General features: G+C 43.1%; 15 protein-coding genes. 9 read left to right on the top strand and 6 right to left on the bottom strand.

What is annotated here, in order from left to right; all coding sequences use genetic code 11:
* Positions 1-2 precede the first annotated feature (2 nt).
* Complete coding sequence (locus tag AXE82_RS04515) at positions 3-632, top strand: Maf family protein (RefSeq protein WP_062331924.1); 630 nt, start codon at positions 3-5, stop codon at positions 630-632.
* Positions 633-692: 60 nt separating this feature from the next.
* Here the strand turns inward: AXE82_RS04515 and AXE82_RS04510 are convergent, their stop codons facing one another.
* Both AXE82_RS04510 and rpsU read right to left on the bottom strand, forming a co-directional pair.
* Positions 693-1,139: a GatB/YqeY domain-containing protein gene (locus AXE82_RS04510; RefSeq protein WP_062331921.1), complete on the bottom strand. Its 447-nt coding sequence runs from the start codon at positions 1,137-1,139 to the stop codon at positions 693-695.
* A gap of 130 nt (positions 1,140-1,269) precedes the next feature.
* Positions 1,270-1,485, bottom strand: coding sequence for a 30S ribosomal protein S21 (gene rpsU / locus AXE82_RS04505; protein ID WP_007115522.1), 216 nt, complete (start codon positions 1,483-1,485; stop codon positions 1,270-1,272).
* A 537-nt stretch (positions 1,486-2,022) separates the two neighbouring features.
* Between rpsU and AXE82_RS04500 the strand changes: the two genes are divergently transcribed.
* The 7 genes from AXE82_RS04500 (at position 2,023) to AXE82_RS04465 (ending at position 9,878) form a co-directional block, all read left to right on the top strand.
* Positions 2,023-2,523 carry a c-type cytochrome gene (locus AXE82_RS04500; RefSeq protein ID WP_062331918.1) on the top strand — a complete coding sequence of 167 codons (501 nt, stop codon included), beginning with the start codon at positions 2,023-2,025 and terminating at the stop codon, positions 2,521-2,523.
* A 251-nt stretch (positions 2,524-2,774) separates the two neighbouring features.
* Positions 2,775-3,245 carry a Cys-tRNA(Pro) deacylase gene (ybaK, locus tag AXE82_RS04490; RefSeq protein ID WP_062331912.1) on the top strand — a complete coding sequence of 157 codons (471 nt, stop codon included), beginning with the start codon at positions 2,775-2,777 and terminating at the stop codon, positions 3,243-3,245.
* A gap of 11 nt (positions 3,246-3,256) precedes the next feature.
* The gene (locus AXE82_RS04485; protein WP_062331908.1) at positions 3,257-3,628 is read left to right on the top strand and encodes a 5-carboxymethyl-2-hydroxymuconate Delta-isomerase; all 372 of its coding nucleotides are present in this window, start codon (positions 3,257-3,259) and stop codon (positions 3,626-3,628) included.
* Positions 3,629-3,934: 306 nt separating this feature from the next.
* Entirely contained in the window at positions 3,935-6,091 is a 2,157-nt protein-coding gene (fadB, locus tag AXE82_RS04480) for a fatty acid oxidation complex subunit alpha FadB (RefSeq protein ID WP_062331905.1), read from the top strand.
* Between the two features lie 30 nt (positions 6,092-6,121).
* Positions 6,122-7,294: an acetyl-CoA C-acyltransferase FadA gene (fadA, locus tag AXE82_RS04475; RefSeq protein WP_062331903.1), complete on the top strand. Its 1,173-nt coding sequence runs from the start codon at positions 6,122-6,124 to the stop codon at positions 7,292-7,294.
* A 213-nt stretch (positions 7,295-7,507) separates the two neighbouring features.
* Positions 7,508-8,830 carry a polyamine export protein PaeA gene (gene paeA / locus AXE82_RS04470; RefSeq protein ID WP_062331900.1) on the top strand — a complete coding sequence of 441 codons (1,323 nt, stop codon included), beginning with the start codon at positions 7,508-7,510 and terminating at the stop codon, positions 8,828-8,830.
* Between the two features lie 136 nt (positions 8,831-8,966).
* Complete coding sequence (locus AXE82_RS04465) at positions 8,967-9,878, top strand: LysR family transcriptional regulator (RefSeq protein ID WP_062331897.1); 912 nt, start codon at positions 8,967-8,969, stop codon at positions 9,876-9,878.
* A gap of 121 nt (positions 9,879-9,999) precedes the next feature.
* Here AXE82_RS04465 and AXE82_RS04460 read toward each other — a convergent pair whose 3' ends face one another.
* Positions 10,000-10,575: a DUF2382 domain-containing protein gene (locus tag AXE82_RS04460; RefSeq protein ID WP_062331893.1), complete on the bottom strand. Its 576-nt coding sequence runs from the start codon at positions 10,573-10,575 to the stop codon at positions 10,000-10,002.
* A 149-nt stretch (positions 10,576-10,724) separates the two neighbouring features.
* Positions 10,725-11,558, bottom strand: coding sequence for a DUF2382 domain-containing protein (locus AXE82_RS04455; RefSeq protein WP_062331891.1), 834 nt, complete (start codon positions 11,556-11,558; stop codon positions 10,725-10,727).
* A gap of 480 nt (positions 11,559-12,038) precedes the next feature.
* Between AXE82_RS04455 and AXE82_RS04450 the strand changes: the two genes are divergently transcribed.
* Positions 12,039-12,680, top strand: a complete 642-nt coding sequence (locus tag AXE82_RS04450) for a DUF1294 domain-containing protein (RefSeq protein WP_062331888.1) — start codon at positions 12,039-12,041, stop codon at positions 12,678-12,680.
* An 86-nt stretch (positions 12,681-12,766) separates the two neighbouring features.
* Here the strand turns inward: AXE82_RS04450 and AXE82_RS04445 are convergent, their stop codons facing one another.
* Positions 12,767-13,945, bottom strand: a complete 1,179-nt coding sequence (locus AXE82_RS04445) for a thiolase family protein (RefSeq protein WP_062331887.1) — start codon at positions 13,943-13,945, stop codon at positions 12,767-12,769.
* 214 nt (positions 13,946-14,159) lie between these two features.
* On the bottom strand, positions 14,160-15,497 hold the full coding sequence (locus AXE82_RS04440; RefSeq protein ID WP_062331886.1) for a homoserine dehydrogenase: 1,338 nt from the start codon (positions 15,495-15,497) through the stop codon (positions 14,160-14,162).
* Between the last annotated feature and the right edge of the window lie 15 nt (positions 15,498-15,512).

Genomic DNA, 15,512 nt, shown 5'->3' with positions numbered 1-15,512 from the left:
TTATGTATCAATTTAATGCCACTATACCGATTATCTTGGCGTCCACATCACCGAGGCGGCGTGAGTTATTAGATCAAGTTGCGCTGCCACATACTTGCGCGGCAGTCAGCATTGATGAAACACGGCTAGTAGAGGAAGCGGCGATTGACTATATTGGGCGTATGGTGAGTCAAAAAGCACAAGCCGCTTTACAAGTTTTGCCAAAGGCTATGACCGAGTGTGTGGTGATTACCGCCGATACCATTGGCGTATTGCCGGATGGGGCAGTGCTGCAAAAACCTAGCGATTTTGCTGATGCTTGTGCGATGTGGCGGCAAATGAGCAATGCCTCGCACCAAGTATGGACCGCAGTGCAAGTGAGCCGAATGGCGCAGCGTGGCGGTCAATGGCAGATGGATTATGCTGAGCGCACTGTGGTGAGAACTGATGTCAAATTTATCGCACTCACTGACAGCATGATGGCGCATTATTGGCATACGGGTGAACCACAAGACAAAGCCGGCGGTTATGCCATTCAAGGACTGGGCGCTGCGTGGGTCAAAGCGATTGACGGTAGCTATAGCAATGTGGTTGGACTGCCGTTGGTGGAAACGTTGGACTTGCTTTCTCAGGCGATGCAAACCCATCAGTAAAAATAAACTTAAAAAAAAGCCATAAGTACAAATCTTACGGCTTTTTTTAGGATGCATGGATTAAGCCAATGTCGCTTTGACCAACTTTGAAATCAAAGCGGGGTCAGCACGACCTGCGGTTTTGACTTTCAGCGCATTCATCACAGCGCCCATTTGCTGCATTGAAGTGGCACCTTGCTCAGCAATTTCAGCAGCTACCAGATTGGCAATTTCTGCTTCACTCATGGGTTGTGGCAAGAATTGACTAATCACATCAATCTCAAATTGTTCTTTTTGTGCCAAATCTTCCCGACCATTGGCGGCAAAAATCGCGAGCGACTCTTGGCGCTGCTTGGTTTGTTTTTGTAAGATGTCTAGTACACCTGCATCATCGAGCGTTATTTGGCGGTCAATTTCGATTTGTTTTATCACCGCTTGTACGCTGCGTAGCACTTTAACTTTTTCAAGCTCACGCGCTTTCATGGCGGTCTTGACCACATCGGTAAGGGTGTCTTTTATGGTACTCATGGTTTTAACGCTCCTTAATGTTAGCTAATGGCGTTGTTAAAATTGTGGTTAGCAACATAGCATAAAAAAATCCACTTAACAAAGTGGATTTTATCATTTACTGGTATTGGGTGTCTTGCGACAAATTACCTTAGTAAAGACGAGTCGTGCGTACTGATTCACGTGACATTTTCTTTTTGTAACGTTTTACCGCAGCTGCTTTTTTGCGTTTACGTTCTTGAGTTGGTTTTTCATAGAACTCATGTTTACGTACATCTGCTAAAATACCGGCTTTCTCACAAGCACGTTTAAAGCGGCGAATTGCGATATCTACAGGTTCGTTCTCTTTTACCTTTACTGCTGGCATGTAGACTCCTTAAGTCTAGGCTGATTGATAGACAATGAATGTGCTATCAACAAAGCGGGGTTAGTGGGTCAGGAACATTAATCCGGCTGTATAGGTGATTATTAGCCAACCTACCCATGGTTTGGCATCAGCTCAGATTAGGATAAAAATAGGTGCGAATTTTAACTAAATATTGCATGTAAGTCAATGTAAATTTTAGCTTTTTAATAACTTATTAAATTAGAAAATCCTTCTCTTAGCCAATTGCCCTGTTTGAGCTAGCCAGTAAAAAATTTTGCCCGTTATCGTAACAAAATACACAACGATAGTAATGATTTAGCAAGGTGGCTTTAAAATGTTATTTTATTCATACCGCAGTAATGCTAATATAGTCACTAATTCTCATGTGATAACAACATACCACTAGATGTTGTACTAGTCATTTGCCAGGCGACATTAACACGTAAAACATTACCATGCAAAAACAGTTTGTAGGGCTATTAAAAATTTATACATTGATGTGAAACTAGATTTCACCTTATTTGAAAGGAAAAGGTTATGCTACCGATATCAACACGCAATGCCACGCTAGCCAGTCTTATGATTGCCTTGGGTCTTACCATGAGCGCATGTAGTAAGCATGAATCAGCCGAAAGCAAACCAACCGAAGAAATTGCCGCAGAGCAAGGTGAAATCGCTCGTGCAAACCATCCCATGCCAGTAGCTTCACAGCCTGCTTCGTTTGTGCCACCGACAGCCGCCTCAGCCGCTGCCACCACGACGACAGCAACTGCTACCCCAGTTTCTGCTGATGCTGGCGAAAAATTGTTTGGTAGTGTATGTGCCACTTGTCACACAGCAGGCTTGATGGGCGCCCCAAAACTTGGTGATAAAGCCGATTGGGCACCTCGCATTGCGCAAGGTAAAGACACGCTTTATAAACACGCCATTGTCGGCTATCAAGGAAAATCCGGTGTAATGCCAGCCAGAGGCGGTAGCCAAGCCTCGGATGAGGAAGTAAAAGCTGCGGTTGATTATATGGTCTCAAAAGCAAGCTAATAGGTATTGCGCCCTCTATAAAATCAAGGCTATACATTCAAGCCTATGCAATGAAGCTTATGCAGCAATTAGCATTGAGCATCTCACTACATCCAGTCAGTAATAAAGCCATCAGCAGTAAACCAGTCACTAGCAAAATAGTTGGCTGGTTTTTTTATACGTTTTTTATACCCAATGTGCTTTGTTTTAACCCGCAGTTTGGGTATGATGAATGGCTATGTTCAATCACCACACCCTGTTAAGAAACCGCCATGACACCTGCCGTTAATCTTGCCAAAAAACTAAAAATCAACTTCCAGTTACATGAATACCAGCATGACGCGCATAGTGAAAGCTATGGGCTTGAAGCGGCAGAGAAACTACAAGTTAAGCCGAAGCGGGTATTTAAAACCTTGGTGGTACAAGACGACAATGACAAACTCGCTGTTGCCATACTGCCTGTTGAGCATTTACTAAACCTAAAAAAAATCGCCAAAGCCATCGGCAGTAAAAAAGCACAAATGGCAGACCCCAAATTGGTAGAACGTACCACAGGCTATGTGCTAGGTGGGGTAAGCCCGCTAGGTCAAAAAAAACGTCTGCCCACGGTCATCGATCAGTCGGCACAACACTTTGCAACCATTTATTGTAGTGGCGGTAGACGCGGCTTGGAGATTGAGTTGTCGCCGTCGGATTTAGCAGGCGCAGTAAACGCCAAGTTTGCAGATTTAATTCAAGAATAAAGGAGAACACCATGCCCAATGTCATTATTGAAGTGAGTCACGACCATCTTATTAGTCAGCCCGATAGCCTATTAGCGCGGGTCAATGATACGCTATGGCAGTCTGGCAATTTTAAGCTACAAAGTGATATCAAATCACGTATTTACTACCCAAATCACGTATTGGTAGGACTGACCGATAGCGGAGATGAAGCCTTTGTTATGGCGCATTTTTATCTGATGCCAGGGCGGGATGACGCTACCATTCAATCATTGGCGCAGCGCATTGCCGATGCTATCAAAGCGCATCTGCAGGAATTCGAAAGTGAGGTGCCTGTTGGCAGTTTACAGATTTGCGTCAATTCCACTATTCTAAGCACTAACTATGTCAAGCAAATCATTTGATTATTCTAGACGATTCAATGATATGCTTGCTTACTGTGGCTTACCGATAAGATAGTAAGTTTGGCAACAAAACCCGCGGCAGCAGCGGCCCCGTTGCTAGCCAATGACTAAACAGTCATTTGCGCTATTCTCAACTTATCGCAAACATAGTAAACTAGTCAAGATTTTGTTTTGTCTGCGGTATGTAAAAATTTTAATAAGCATCTTTTCACAAGCATCTTTTAAAGACATCATATAAAGACATCGTGCAAAACATCATTTTTTCGGTTTTCCCCGTTGATTTCAACATAACTCAAGGAGTTAGCAATGATTTATCAAGGAAATAGCATCTCGGTATCGCTACTCGAAGACGGTATTGCTAAATTAAACTACGATAATCAAACTGAGAGCGTTAATAAATTTGACCAAGCCACCATCAAAGAATTTGGCGAAGCAGTCACGGCATTAGAACAATCTTCAGACGTTAAAGGTCTCATCGTTACTTCAGGAAAAAAAGTTTTCATCGCTGGTGCGGACATCACTGAATTTGTTGGTAATTTCAAAAAACCAGAAGGCGAGATTGCTTCTTGGGTATTTGACATCAACAAAACATTCAACCGTTTTGAAGATTTGCCTTTTCCAAAAGTTGCGGCAATCAATGGCGCATCCATGGGCGGTGGTACAGAGATGACGTTGGTGTGTGACTACCGTGTCATGAGTGACAAAGCGAGCATCGGTTTGCCCGAAGTTAAATTGGGTATCTTCCCAGGCTTTGGTGGTTCAGTGCGCTTGCCACGTATCATCGGTATCGATAATGCGCTTGAAATCATCGCAACTGGCGAAGCACAAAAACCAGCCGCTGCATTGAAAGTCGGTATGGTGGATGCGGTTGTTGCCGCAGACCAGTTAGAAGCTTCGGCGATTGATTTAGTCAAAAAATGTATCGCAGGCGATCTAGATTGGAAAGCACGCCATGACGAAAAAATCAATCCAGTCAAATTAAACGCCCTCGAACAAGCGATGGCATTTAATTCAGCCAAAGGTGTACTGTTCTCAAAAGCCAATCCAGCGCATTACCCAGCGCCAAAAATCGCGTTAGAGTCCATCGAAAAACACGTGAACCTACCCCGTGACAAAGCCTTAGAAATTGAATCTGCAGGTTTTGCAAAAGCCGCAAAAACCCCACAAGCAGAAAGCCTAGTCGGTCTATTCTTAAACGACCAAGCCGTTCGTAAACTCGCTAAAACTCACAGCGCCAAAGCGCATGATATTAAACAAGCTGCTGTATTGGGCGCAGGTATCATGGGTGGCGGTATCGCTTACCAAGCTGCCTCAAGAGGCTTGCCCATCATCATGAAAGACATCAAGGCAGAGCAGCTTGACTTAGGTATGCGCGAGGCCGTCAAACACCTATCAAGCGGTATGGCACGCGGTAAAGTAACCCCAGAACAAATGGGCGAAACCTTAAGCCGTATCCGTCCTACACTCAACTACGGTGATTTTGGTGAGACTGATATCGTGATTGAAGCGGTTGTTGAAAATCCAAAAGTTAAACACGCGGTATTAAAAGAAGTTGAAGGGCTAGTTAAAGACAACTGTATCCTAGCATCTAACACCTCGACCATCTCTATCACCTACCTAGCTTCGGTACTAGAGCGCCCAGAAAACTTCGTCGGCATGCACTTCTTTAACCCAGTCCATCGTATGCCGCTGGTTGAAGTAATTCGTGGTGAAAAATCCAGCGAAGAAGCGGTAGCGACCACGGTAGCGTTAGCAGAAAAAATGGGTAAAGTGCCCGTGGTGGTAAATGACTGCCCAGGTTTCTTAGTAAACCGCGTATTATTCCCTTACTTCGGTGCGTTTGACTTATTGATCAAACAAGGCGCTGATTTTGTTCAAATTGACAAAGTCATGGAAAAATTTGGCTGGCCAATGGGTCCTGCTTACTTGATGGACGTTGTGGGTATCGACACAGGCGTTCATGGGGCAGAAGTGATGGCACAAGGCTTCCCAGACCGTATGAAACCAGACTACAAAGTAAGCGGTCAGATATTGTTTGAAGCCAATCGTTTAGGTCAAAAAAATGGCGTTGGTTTCTACAAATATGAAACGGATAAAAAAGGCAAGCCAGTTAAAACTGCCGATCCACAAACCGTTGAATTACTAAAACCATTTATCGATGCGCCAAAACAGTTTGAAGACCAAGAAATCATCGATCGCATGATGATTGCATTATGTAATGAAACGGTTCGCTGCTTAGAGGACAACATCGTATCGACGCCTGCAGAAGCAGACATGGCGATGATTATGGGTATCGGTTTCCCGCCATTCCGTGGTGGTCCATGCCGTTATATCGACCAAATCGGCCTACAAAATTACCTAGCCCTTTGCGACAAATACGCAAGCTTAGGTAAAGCCTATGAAGCGCCACAAATGATCCGTGATATGGCGGCAAATGGTAAAACTTTTTACCCACAAGCGTAATCGACGATTATAAATTTTAAGGAGAATAGAATGACTACATTAAGTCCAAAAGATGTCGTGATTGTCGATGGCGTTCGTACCGCAATGGGCAAATCAAAAAATGGTATGTTCCGCAATGTACGCGCTGACAGCATGTCTGCGGAGCTCGTTAAAGCTTTGGTAGCGCGTAACCCGTTTGATACCAAACTTGTAGAAGATGTCATCTGGGGCTGTGTCAACCAAACCCTAGAACAAGGTATGAACATCGGTCGTAACATCGGTTTATTGGCTGAATTACCCCGTACCACAGCAGGTCAAACGGTCAACCGTCTATGTGGTTCATCCATGCAAGCACTTCACACCGCAGCGGCACAAATCATGACCGGTCAAGGTGATGTGTTTATTATCGGCGGTGTTGAGCACATGGGTCACGTGGGCATGATGCACGGTATTGACATCAACCCAGAGGCTTCAAAATACTATGCAAAAGCCTCTAACATGATGGGTTTAACCGCTGAAATGCTTGGACGTATGAATAACATCAGCCGTCAAGAACAAGATGCGTTTGGTGTAGAATCACATCGCCGTGCGTGGGAAGCGACACAGCAAGGTCGTTTCAAAAACGAAATCATCGGCATTGAAGGTCATGACGAAAACGGTAACCTACAACTTTGCACCATCGATGAAGTGATTCGTCCTGATGCCAACATGCAATCATTTGCGGCATTACGTCCCGTATTTGATCCTAAAGGTGGTACAGTGACAGCCGCCACCTCATCAGCCTTGTCTGACGGTGCATCTGCGATGCTTATCATGTCTGCACAAAAAGCCAAAGACTTAGGGTTAACACCGCGTGCCCGTATTCGCGGTATGGCAGTTGCAGGCTGTGATGCCGCTATCATGGGTTACGGTCCAGTACCTGCTACCCAAAAAGCCTTAAAACGCGCTGGCATGAGCATCGACGATATGCAAACCATCGAACTTAACGAAGCATTTGCCGCACAGGGCTTATCGGTTCTTAAGGGCTTAAACCTACAAGACAAATTAGACATCGTTAACCTAAACGGTGGTGCTATTGCATTAGGTCACCCACTAGGCTGTTCTGGTGCACGTATCACCACCACACTTCTAAATGTGATGGAACAACAAGACACCCAACTCGGTCTTGCCACCATGTGTATTGGTCTGGGTCAAGGGATTGCCACCATTATTGAACGTGTATAATTATTTTGTTATCAAAAAAGCCCTTGATTTCAATCAAGGGTTTTTTTACGCGTAAAGTTTTTTACCCATATTTTTTACTAATTTTTTATCCCTTCTTCTTTATCACTGTTTGCTTACTACTATTGTTTTACTATAAAATCTAAGAAATTTTTTACCAAATCTGTTATGTTATCTAGATAAAAATAGATAAAAATAGATAAATATGGGTGTATTGTGAGTTTATTTCAAAATCTACTAATTATTTGTATATTAGTGTTGATTTCCAGTTTTTTCTCCATTTCCGAAATCGCCTTGGCAGGGGCTAGGCGCATCAAGCTAAAGTTGTTGGCAGAATCGGGTGACAATCGCGCCAATAAAATTTTGCATTTACAAGAAAATTCTGCCGAATTTTTTGCTACCTCACAAATTGGGCTAAATGCCGTGGCAATTTTGGGCGGTATCGTCGGTGAGTCTGCGCTTCGCCCCTACTTTATTGACCTTATTTCCCCATTTTATCAAGGCAAAATGCTTGATAATATCGGTTTTATAATGTCATTTTTGTTTGTCACTTTGTTGTTTATTTTGTTTGCCGATTTGATTCCTAAACGCATTGGCATGATTAACCCAGAACGCGTGGCGTTAGCGGTGATTGAGCCTGTACTACTGTCAATCAAATTATTTAAGCCGCTGGCTTGGATTATCAATGGGCTGGCAAATCTGATTTTTAGAATTTTTAAAGTCAACATGGTGAGAGAAGAAAATATCACCTTTGATGACGTTTCGGCTGTGGTGGATGCAGGGGCGCAGGCGGGGGTATTGCTCAAGCAAGAACATCACTTTATCGAAAACGTCTTTGAGCTTGAAGAACGCAACGTGCCCTCTAGCATGACCACCCGTGAGGATGTGGTGTATTTTACCCTTGGCGAGTCTGAGCAAAGTATCCGCCAAAAAATCGCAAGTTACCCGTATTCAAAATTTTTGGTATGTAAAGATAGTATTGATGAAGTGATTGGCTATGTTGATACCAAAGATATCTTGGTAAAACTTCTTAGTAACCAGTCGCAAATTTTGCTCAATGAAACTACGATTCGTAATGTATTAATCATCCCCGATACCTTAACCTTATCTGAGCTGCTAGACCGTTTTCGCTCCAGTAAAGAAAAATTTGCTGTGGTGATGAACGAGTATGCGCTCATTGTCGGTGTCATTACGCTATCTGATATCATGATGACAGTGATGGGGGACTGGGTCGCACCGATTGAAGATGAGCAGCAGATTATCCAGCGTGATGAATTCTCATGGCTGATTGAAGGTACCACCCCGATTGAAAATGTCAAACATGCGCTCGGTATCGAAGATTTTCCTGATTGGGATAATTATGAAACTTTAGCGGGTTTTATGATGTATAAACTGCGTAAAATTCCCCGTCCTGCGGATTTTGTTGAATATCAAGGTTATAAATTTGAAGTAGTCGATATTGATCATCATAAAATTGACCAATTACTCGTGACCCGTTATATAAAAGACGACGAAAATCTAATTATCAGCGATAGTTAGTCAAGGTGAATAGGTAATACTGCCGCTTTGAATTGAAATTGATTAACTTTTTTCACGTTTCTTGTTAAAGTAGTTCATGGTTTCACCAAATCGTGAACTTTTTTCTTTTGGGCTTGGCAAACGGTAAAATTATTTTATGCTTGAAATCCGCCACCTTCAATTATTGACCGCGCTACGTGAGCAAGGCTCGCTTGCTGCCGCGGCTGAGGAATTGTATGTTACTGCATCAGCAGTCTCCCATCAGCTTAAAGAAATCGAAAATTATTATGGTGTTAGCCTCGTCAATCGCCGCTCAAGACCGCTAAGCTTTACCCCGGCAGGCAAAGAAGTACTCAAGCTTGCGGACAGTGTGCTACCGCAATTTAATCGTACCACTGCCAACCTTAAAAGACTGGGTCGTGGTCAAACGGGGCAATTGCGTTTGGCCTCAGAATGTCATAGCTGTTTTGATTGGTTGATGCCTATTCTTAATCGTTATCGCAGAGAATGGCAAGACGTTGAGCTGGACTTTAGCTCAGGCTTTGAACCTGAGCCTCACCAAATGCTACTCGATGAAGAAATTGATGTGCTCATCACAGCCAGTCGCTTACCCTTGGAGGGCATCAGCTATCTGCCGTTATTCCAATATGAAAGTCGCTTGGTGTTGTCACCGACACACCCATTAGTCGATAAAAAATCGCCGATTTTGCCAGAAGATTTGATTGATGAAACGCTCATCGTCTATCCTGTGGAAGCCAAGCGGCTAGATATCATCGCGCATTTTTTTGCGCCTGCAGGACTTGCGCCCAAGAAACTAAGAACCACAGAATTGACCGCCATGTTAATTCAGCTGGTTGCCAGTGAACGAGGGGTTGCCTCGTTACCGAATTGGGTGGTCAATGAATACGAAAAAAAAGGCTGGGTAATATCAAGGGCGCTGGGGGAAGGCGTGTTTTGCCAGCTTTATGCGGCGACCCGCAGCACAAGTAAAGAGGTGGCTTATATTCAAGGGTTTTTGGATTTACTGCCAGAGATTACCCATAAATCGATATTACCCGCCCATCATTGAGTTTAATGGGTTAGACCTAATCAATTGAAAATGCTGGGTGTGGCATTATGACACTTATGTTGGTGTATGCCACACCCAAATTACATACCCACACACGCCAAAGAGAGCAAGTAGAATGGGATTACTTTGAAACTAGGTTAACCTCTTCAGGTGAGATATGCGTTGTCGCCAATACTGTTGGTTCATCGTATTCAACTTTTTCAGTAACCAATTCCTCATGGCGCAGGGTTACAGGAATTTGCGTTTCATGACTGACATTTTGAGTCATTAACTGTACTTTTTCCGCCACAATGGTTTCAATATTTACTTTAGCTATTTGTTGAAGTAGAGGAATCTCAATCGCGGTATCGCCTAAAGTAATGGCTTGCCCATTTACCATCAACTGTGGCACATTGACGTTATTAGTAACTACGCTGACTAAATTATCTTGAGAGGCACTAGGCTTTGCAAATACATGTTCAATCACTAACACTTCTTGATTGAGTGTCACAGGAACGTTAACCGTTTGGCTGATGATTTTTTTTGATAATTTAATATTGTCTTTAACAAACCGCTCAATTTGCACTTGGGGGCGTTCAGCTAACAGTTCTAAGGTGTTGGTGGTATCTTCACGAAGATCGACGGTTTTGACAATGTTATCATGAGTATGGCTATCAGGGGTGTTTAGTTCAGTAGTATTCATCATCGGGTTTTTCATCGAGTGTTTTCCATTGCAAAGTTATTGTTCCAAAATTTTATAATAATATATGACAACCACAAAAAAGACAGATGAAATCATCTGCCTTTTTCAAGCCAATGGCAACACCGTTGGCAGAAGTTAAACTTTATTTTTAATGATATTAATTATCAAAGTTTACGGGGCGCATTTGGATCAAATGCAGGTGATACATTACCATCGACGGTATCAACACCTGTTACACGCTCAACGCCATCTTTTTGTACATCTAACTCTTCACGGCGAACGGTTTCATTAAAGGTCTCAGTGCGAGTTTGTGCCACTTTATCTACGTTAACTTCTTCAGTGACATAAGTTTGTTTGTTGACATTTGCACGTTCTGCTTCAAGTTCAACCTCAATAGTAGCATTGTCATTATCACCAATGCTGCGGTCAGTAGGTCTGTTAACTGGCGTACGCTGAATATGCGCTTGTTCTTCAGTTAACTCAACATTGACAGTGCGGGGCTCAGACACAACATGTTTACCAACTTTTAATAAACCCGCTACGATTTTGTCTTTATTGACTGAAATGCGTTCTTCAAGTAACTGTAATGTATTAGGTGATTGGTAATCGTTATCAGTAAGCTTAACAGGTGTGGCCGCACGGTCAAATACGTGACGGTCACGAACCGTTTGTTCTTCAATACTGTAGTTGTAGTCAGGATCGTAGCTATCCATTGTTTCAACAGTATCTCGGCTGAGCGAATCAAAGTATACATTGTCGTCTTGAATACGAGCTAGACCCGCTGGTACTAAAACTTCTTTCGAGCTAAACCAGCCACCTACATCTACAATGAAGTAGCGAATGCGGCCTGTGCTCTCATCAACTAAAGCACCTTGAATACTACCCACTTTGTCGCCATTGGCGCCATAAGCGGTTTTACCAGTTGGATCAAAATAATCGTTACCTAAAAGGTCAACGTGGGTGTCTTGGATATCGCGTAAACGTATTAAACTTGCCATGGAAAAATCTCCTTTAGATATCTTATTGTTTATTTTTTATTAAGGTAGTTAAGTTAAAAACTAAATAAATATAAGATAATTTTTTATAGTTAAATGAAAGTTGTTATAATAAAATTTTTAAAATTCAACAAATTAGATGTTTCACAGCTACTTGGTTGTTGAAACAGATACTTGATTGTTGAAATCGCCGATGAGAAAAACGATGAAAAATGCCATACGCTTAATCGTTCGACTTGCAAACAAGATTACTGAAAAAAGCTCCCATTAAGTAGTAGGATTTGATAAATTTTTGTTTAGAGGGTGTAATTGGCAGTTGTCTTAAGTAACTTTTGCAACCAAGCGTAAAAAAAATTGGCTTTTAGCAATAAAGTAAAAACATATAAAAAAATTGGGTAGAGCACATTGCGCAAACCATGGCTGTAAACCCCAATAATGCATTATAAAAAATGCGTTATAAAAACATAGCACTAGGTGATTTTAATGAAAAAATATCAGGGCAAAATAACCTGCTGGCAGGATGATAAGGGCTTTGGGTTTATTGAGCGAACGGATAACAATTTGCAAGACCCAGCTATTTTTTTTCATATCAGCGAATACCGAGCGAACCAACGCCCTGTGCTTAATGAAGCGGTAGTTTTTGAAATAGGGCAAGGCAGAGATGGCAAACCCTGCGCTGTCAACGTGCAGCAACAGACGTTTGTCAGACAAAAAATTGCCCAACAGAATGCCCGCCAAGTTCGTCAAGCTCAAAATGACCTTAAAAATCAAACATTACTCACGTGGGTGGCTATTGGGGTGCTGTTTTTTGTGTTACTGACCGCTGTTGTACTGGTTAAGCACTTACCCTTATGGATTATTGGTTGGTATTTTGCAATAAGTTTGGCGACCTATCTGCTGTACGCGCATGACAAAAAAGCTGCCAAAAATGGTGATTGGCGTGTGCAAGAAGCGTCACTTCATAAATTGGCTTTTGCTGGGGGATGGGTAGGGGCGGCGTTTGCCCATTGGTTATTGCGCCATAAATCGACCAAACCAGAATTTCGTAGGGCTTTTTACTTGACAGTGATCGGCAATCTCTTAGCTTTGGTAATCATCAGTTATATCAACATGAAAATCAGATGATTGCTTAATAGTTCGATTGTTATAGATCGATTGTTAAGCAAAAAAAATCCCTAATATAGCTTAGGGATTTTTTTAGCATGAGACAATTAGATTAATTCAATCGCTAAGGCAACGGCTTCTCCGCCACCGATACATAGGCTAGCAATGCCTTTTTTGCCGCCTGTGCGTTTGAGTGAGTTGATGAGTGTGACTACGATACGCGCACCTGATGCCCCCACGGGATGACCTAATGCACAAGCACCGCCTTCGATATTAACCTTAGCATGGTCAAGGTCATTTTCTTGCATAGCAAGCATGGTTACCATGGCGAATGCTTCATTGATTTCCCAAAGATCAACGTCTTCTTTAGTCCAGCCAGCTTTTGCTAAAACTTTTTTCACACACTCGATGGGCGCGATGGTAAATTCGCTTGGGTGTTGTGAGTGGGTAGCTTGGGCAACGATACGTGCAAGTGGTTTTAACCCTTTTTCTTTGGCTTTGTCTTCTGACATCAATACAACGGCGGCTGCCCCATCAGAGATTGAGCTTGAGTTAGCGGCAGTGACGGTACCATCTTTTGAGAACGCAGGTTTTAAGGTTGGGATTTTGTCTACATTAGCTTTACCGGGTTGTTCGTCCGTGTCAATGACCACATCGCCTTTACGAGTTTTCACGGTGACTGGAACGATTTCGTTTTTGAAGTGACCTTCATTGATGGCAGTATTGGCGCGTTTTAGCGATTCGATAGCAAATGCATCCATCGCCTCACGTGTGATGCCCCGTTTATCTGCCATTTCTTGCGCAAATGCACCCATTAACTTGCCGGTATCAGCATCTTTAAGACCATCTAAGAACATGGTATCTTTGATCTCGCCATCTCCCATGCGATAACCACCACGTGCCTTTGGTAGTACATAAGGGGCGTTGGTCATTGATTCCATACCACCTGCTACCACGATATCAAACTCACCACTACGAATTGAGTTGGCACCTAGCATGATAGCTTTCATACCAGAACCACAAAGTTTGTTGACATTGACTGCGCCTGTGGCATCTGGGATACCTGCTTTACGCATCGCTTGACGCGCTGGGCTTTGTCCTGCACCGGCGGTTAAGATACAACCCATGATAACTTCGTCAATCTCTTCTGGTTTTACGCCAGCACGGTCAACGGCTTCTTTAATGACGGTTGCACCAAGCTCTGGCATTGATACTTCGTTCAAATCACCTTGGAATCCACCCATTGGGGTGCGAACGCCATCTACGATTACGACTGAATTTTCCATATTAAATTTCCTTTGAGTTAGGGTTTTTGGTGTCACAAGCAAACTACGACCTAAATCATTACGGTCTATAAACAAGGCTGTAAACGCCAACCATGCCAATCACAATAGATGTTTTAAGTTTTGCTAATGCGATACATTTCATATTATCATAGTTAAAATGTAAATTAAACTACTGAAAACACTGTAAAATATACCAATTAAGTCTACCCAAATCTTACTGCATCAACTCATCCAACCGAATGCGTATCACCTTATCGGTCACGGTATCTAACGCTTCAATTTTGGCAATCGCTTCATTCATATTGCGCTCAACAACGGGGTCAACCATAATAATGACAGGCAAGTCAGTGCTAGTATCATCATGTGCTGGCTGTTGCAAAATTGCATCAATACTAATTTTAGACTCACTTAAAATGCGGGTGACTTCCGCTAGTACACCCAAATCATCTTTGACTTGTAGACGCAGATAGTAGCCTGTGATCATTTCATCACTTGATAATATGCGTGTGTTATTGAGTGTCTCAGGCTGGAATGCCAGATGCGGCACCAAATTGGCGGTTGAATCATTGGTCTCTGCAAGGGCGCGTACCATGTCCACCACATCTGCCATCACAGCGGATGCGGTCGCGCCTGCACCAGCACCCGAACCGTAATACAAGGTTTGTCCGACAGGCTCTGCGTCAACCATGATGGCATTTTTTACCCCATTCACATTGGCAAGTAACACCTGTTTTGGAATCAAAGTCGGGTGTACACGTAATTCAATACCTTCTTCACCACTGTCTAAAATACGACGTTTGGCAAACCCTAAATGCTTGATACGGTAGCCAAGCTCGTTGGCATAACGTACATCTTGCTGGGTGATTTTGGTAATGCCTTCACAGTAAACTTTGTCAAATTGTAGCGGGATACCAAACGCAATTGACGCAAGTAGCGTTAATTTATGCGCAGCATCAATCCCTTCGACATCAAATGTCGGATCGGCTTCGGCATAACCCAGCGCTTGGGCTTCAGCGAGGACATCTGCAAAGTCGCGCTTTTTATCGCGCATTTCAGTCATGATAAAGTTGCCTGTACCATTGATGATACCTGCAAGCCAATCGATTTTGTTGGCAGCTAAGCCTTCACGCAAGATTTTGATAATCGGAATACCGCCGGCAACCGCGGCTTCATACGCCACTTTGACGCCGTTGGCATCTGCCTTGGCAAAAATCTCATTGCCATGTTCTGCCAATAATGCTTTGTTGGCAGTCACAATATGTTTGCCATGCTCGATTGCCGCTAAAATCACCTCTTTAGCCGTGGTGGTACCGCCCATCAATTCCACCACAATATCCACATCATCTTGCTGAATGATAGCAAGCAAATCGGCAGATTGTTTGATGTCTGTTGGAATATCGGTACGGTTGCGACGCGTCCCTACGTGGGTGATTTTAATCTCACGCCCTGTGCGACGTGTCATTTCATCAAGGTTGTTTTGTAGTAGTTCAACCACCCCAGTACCCACAGTACCAAGCCCTAAAATCGCTAATTGAATAGGTCGATTATTCATAAAAATAATTCTCAA

Source organism: Moraxella osloensis (genome assembly GCF_001553955.1).
Taxonomy (GTDB): domain Bacteria; phylum Pseudomonadota; class Gammaproteobacteria; order Pseudomonadales; family Moraxellaceae; genus Faucicola; species Faucicola osloensis.
Note: the sequence above shows the minus strand (reverse complement) of the source record. Positions and strands in the feature narration are given on the sequence as shown.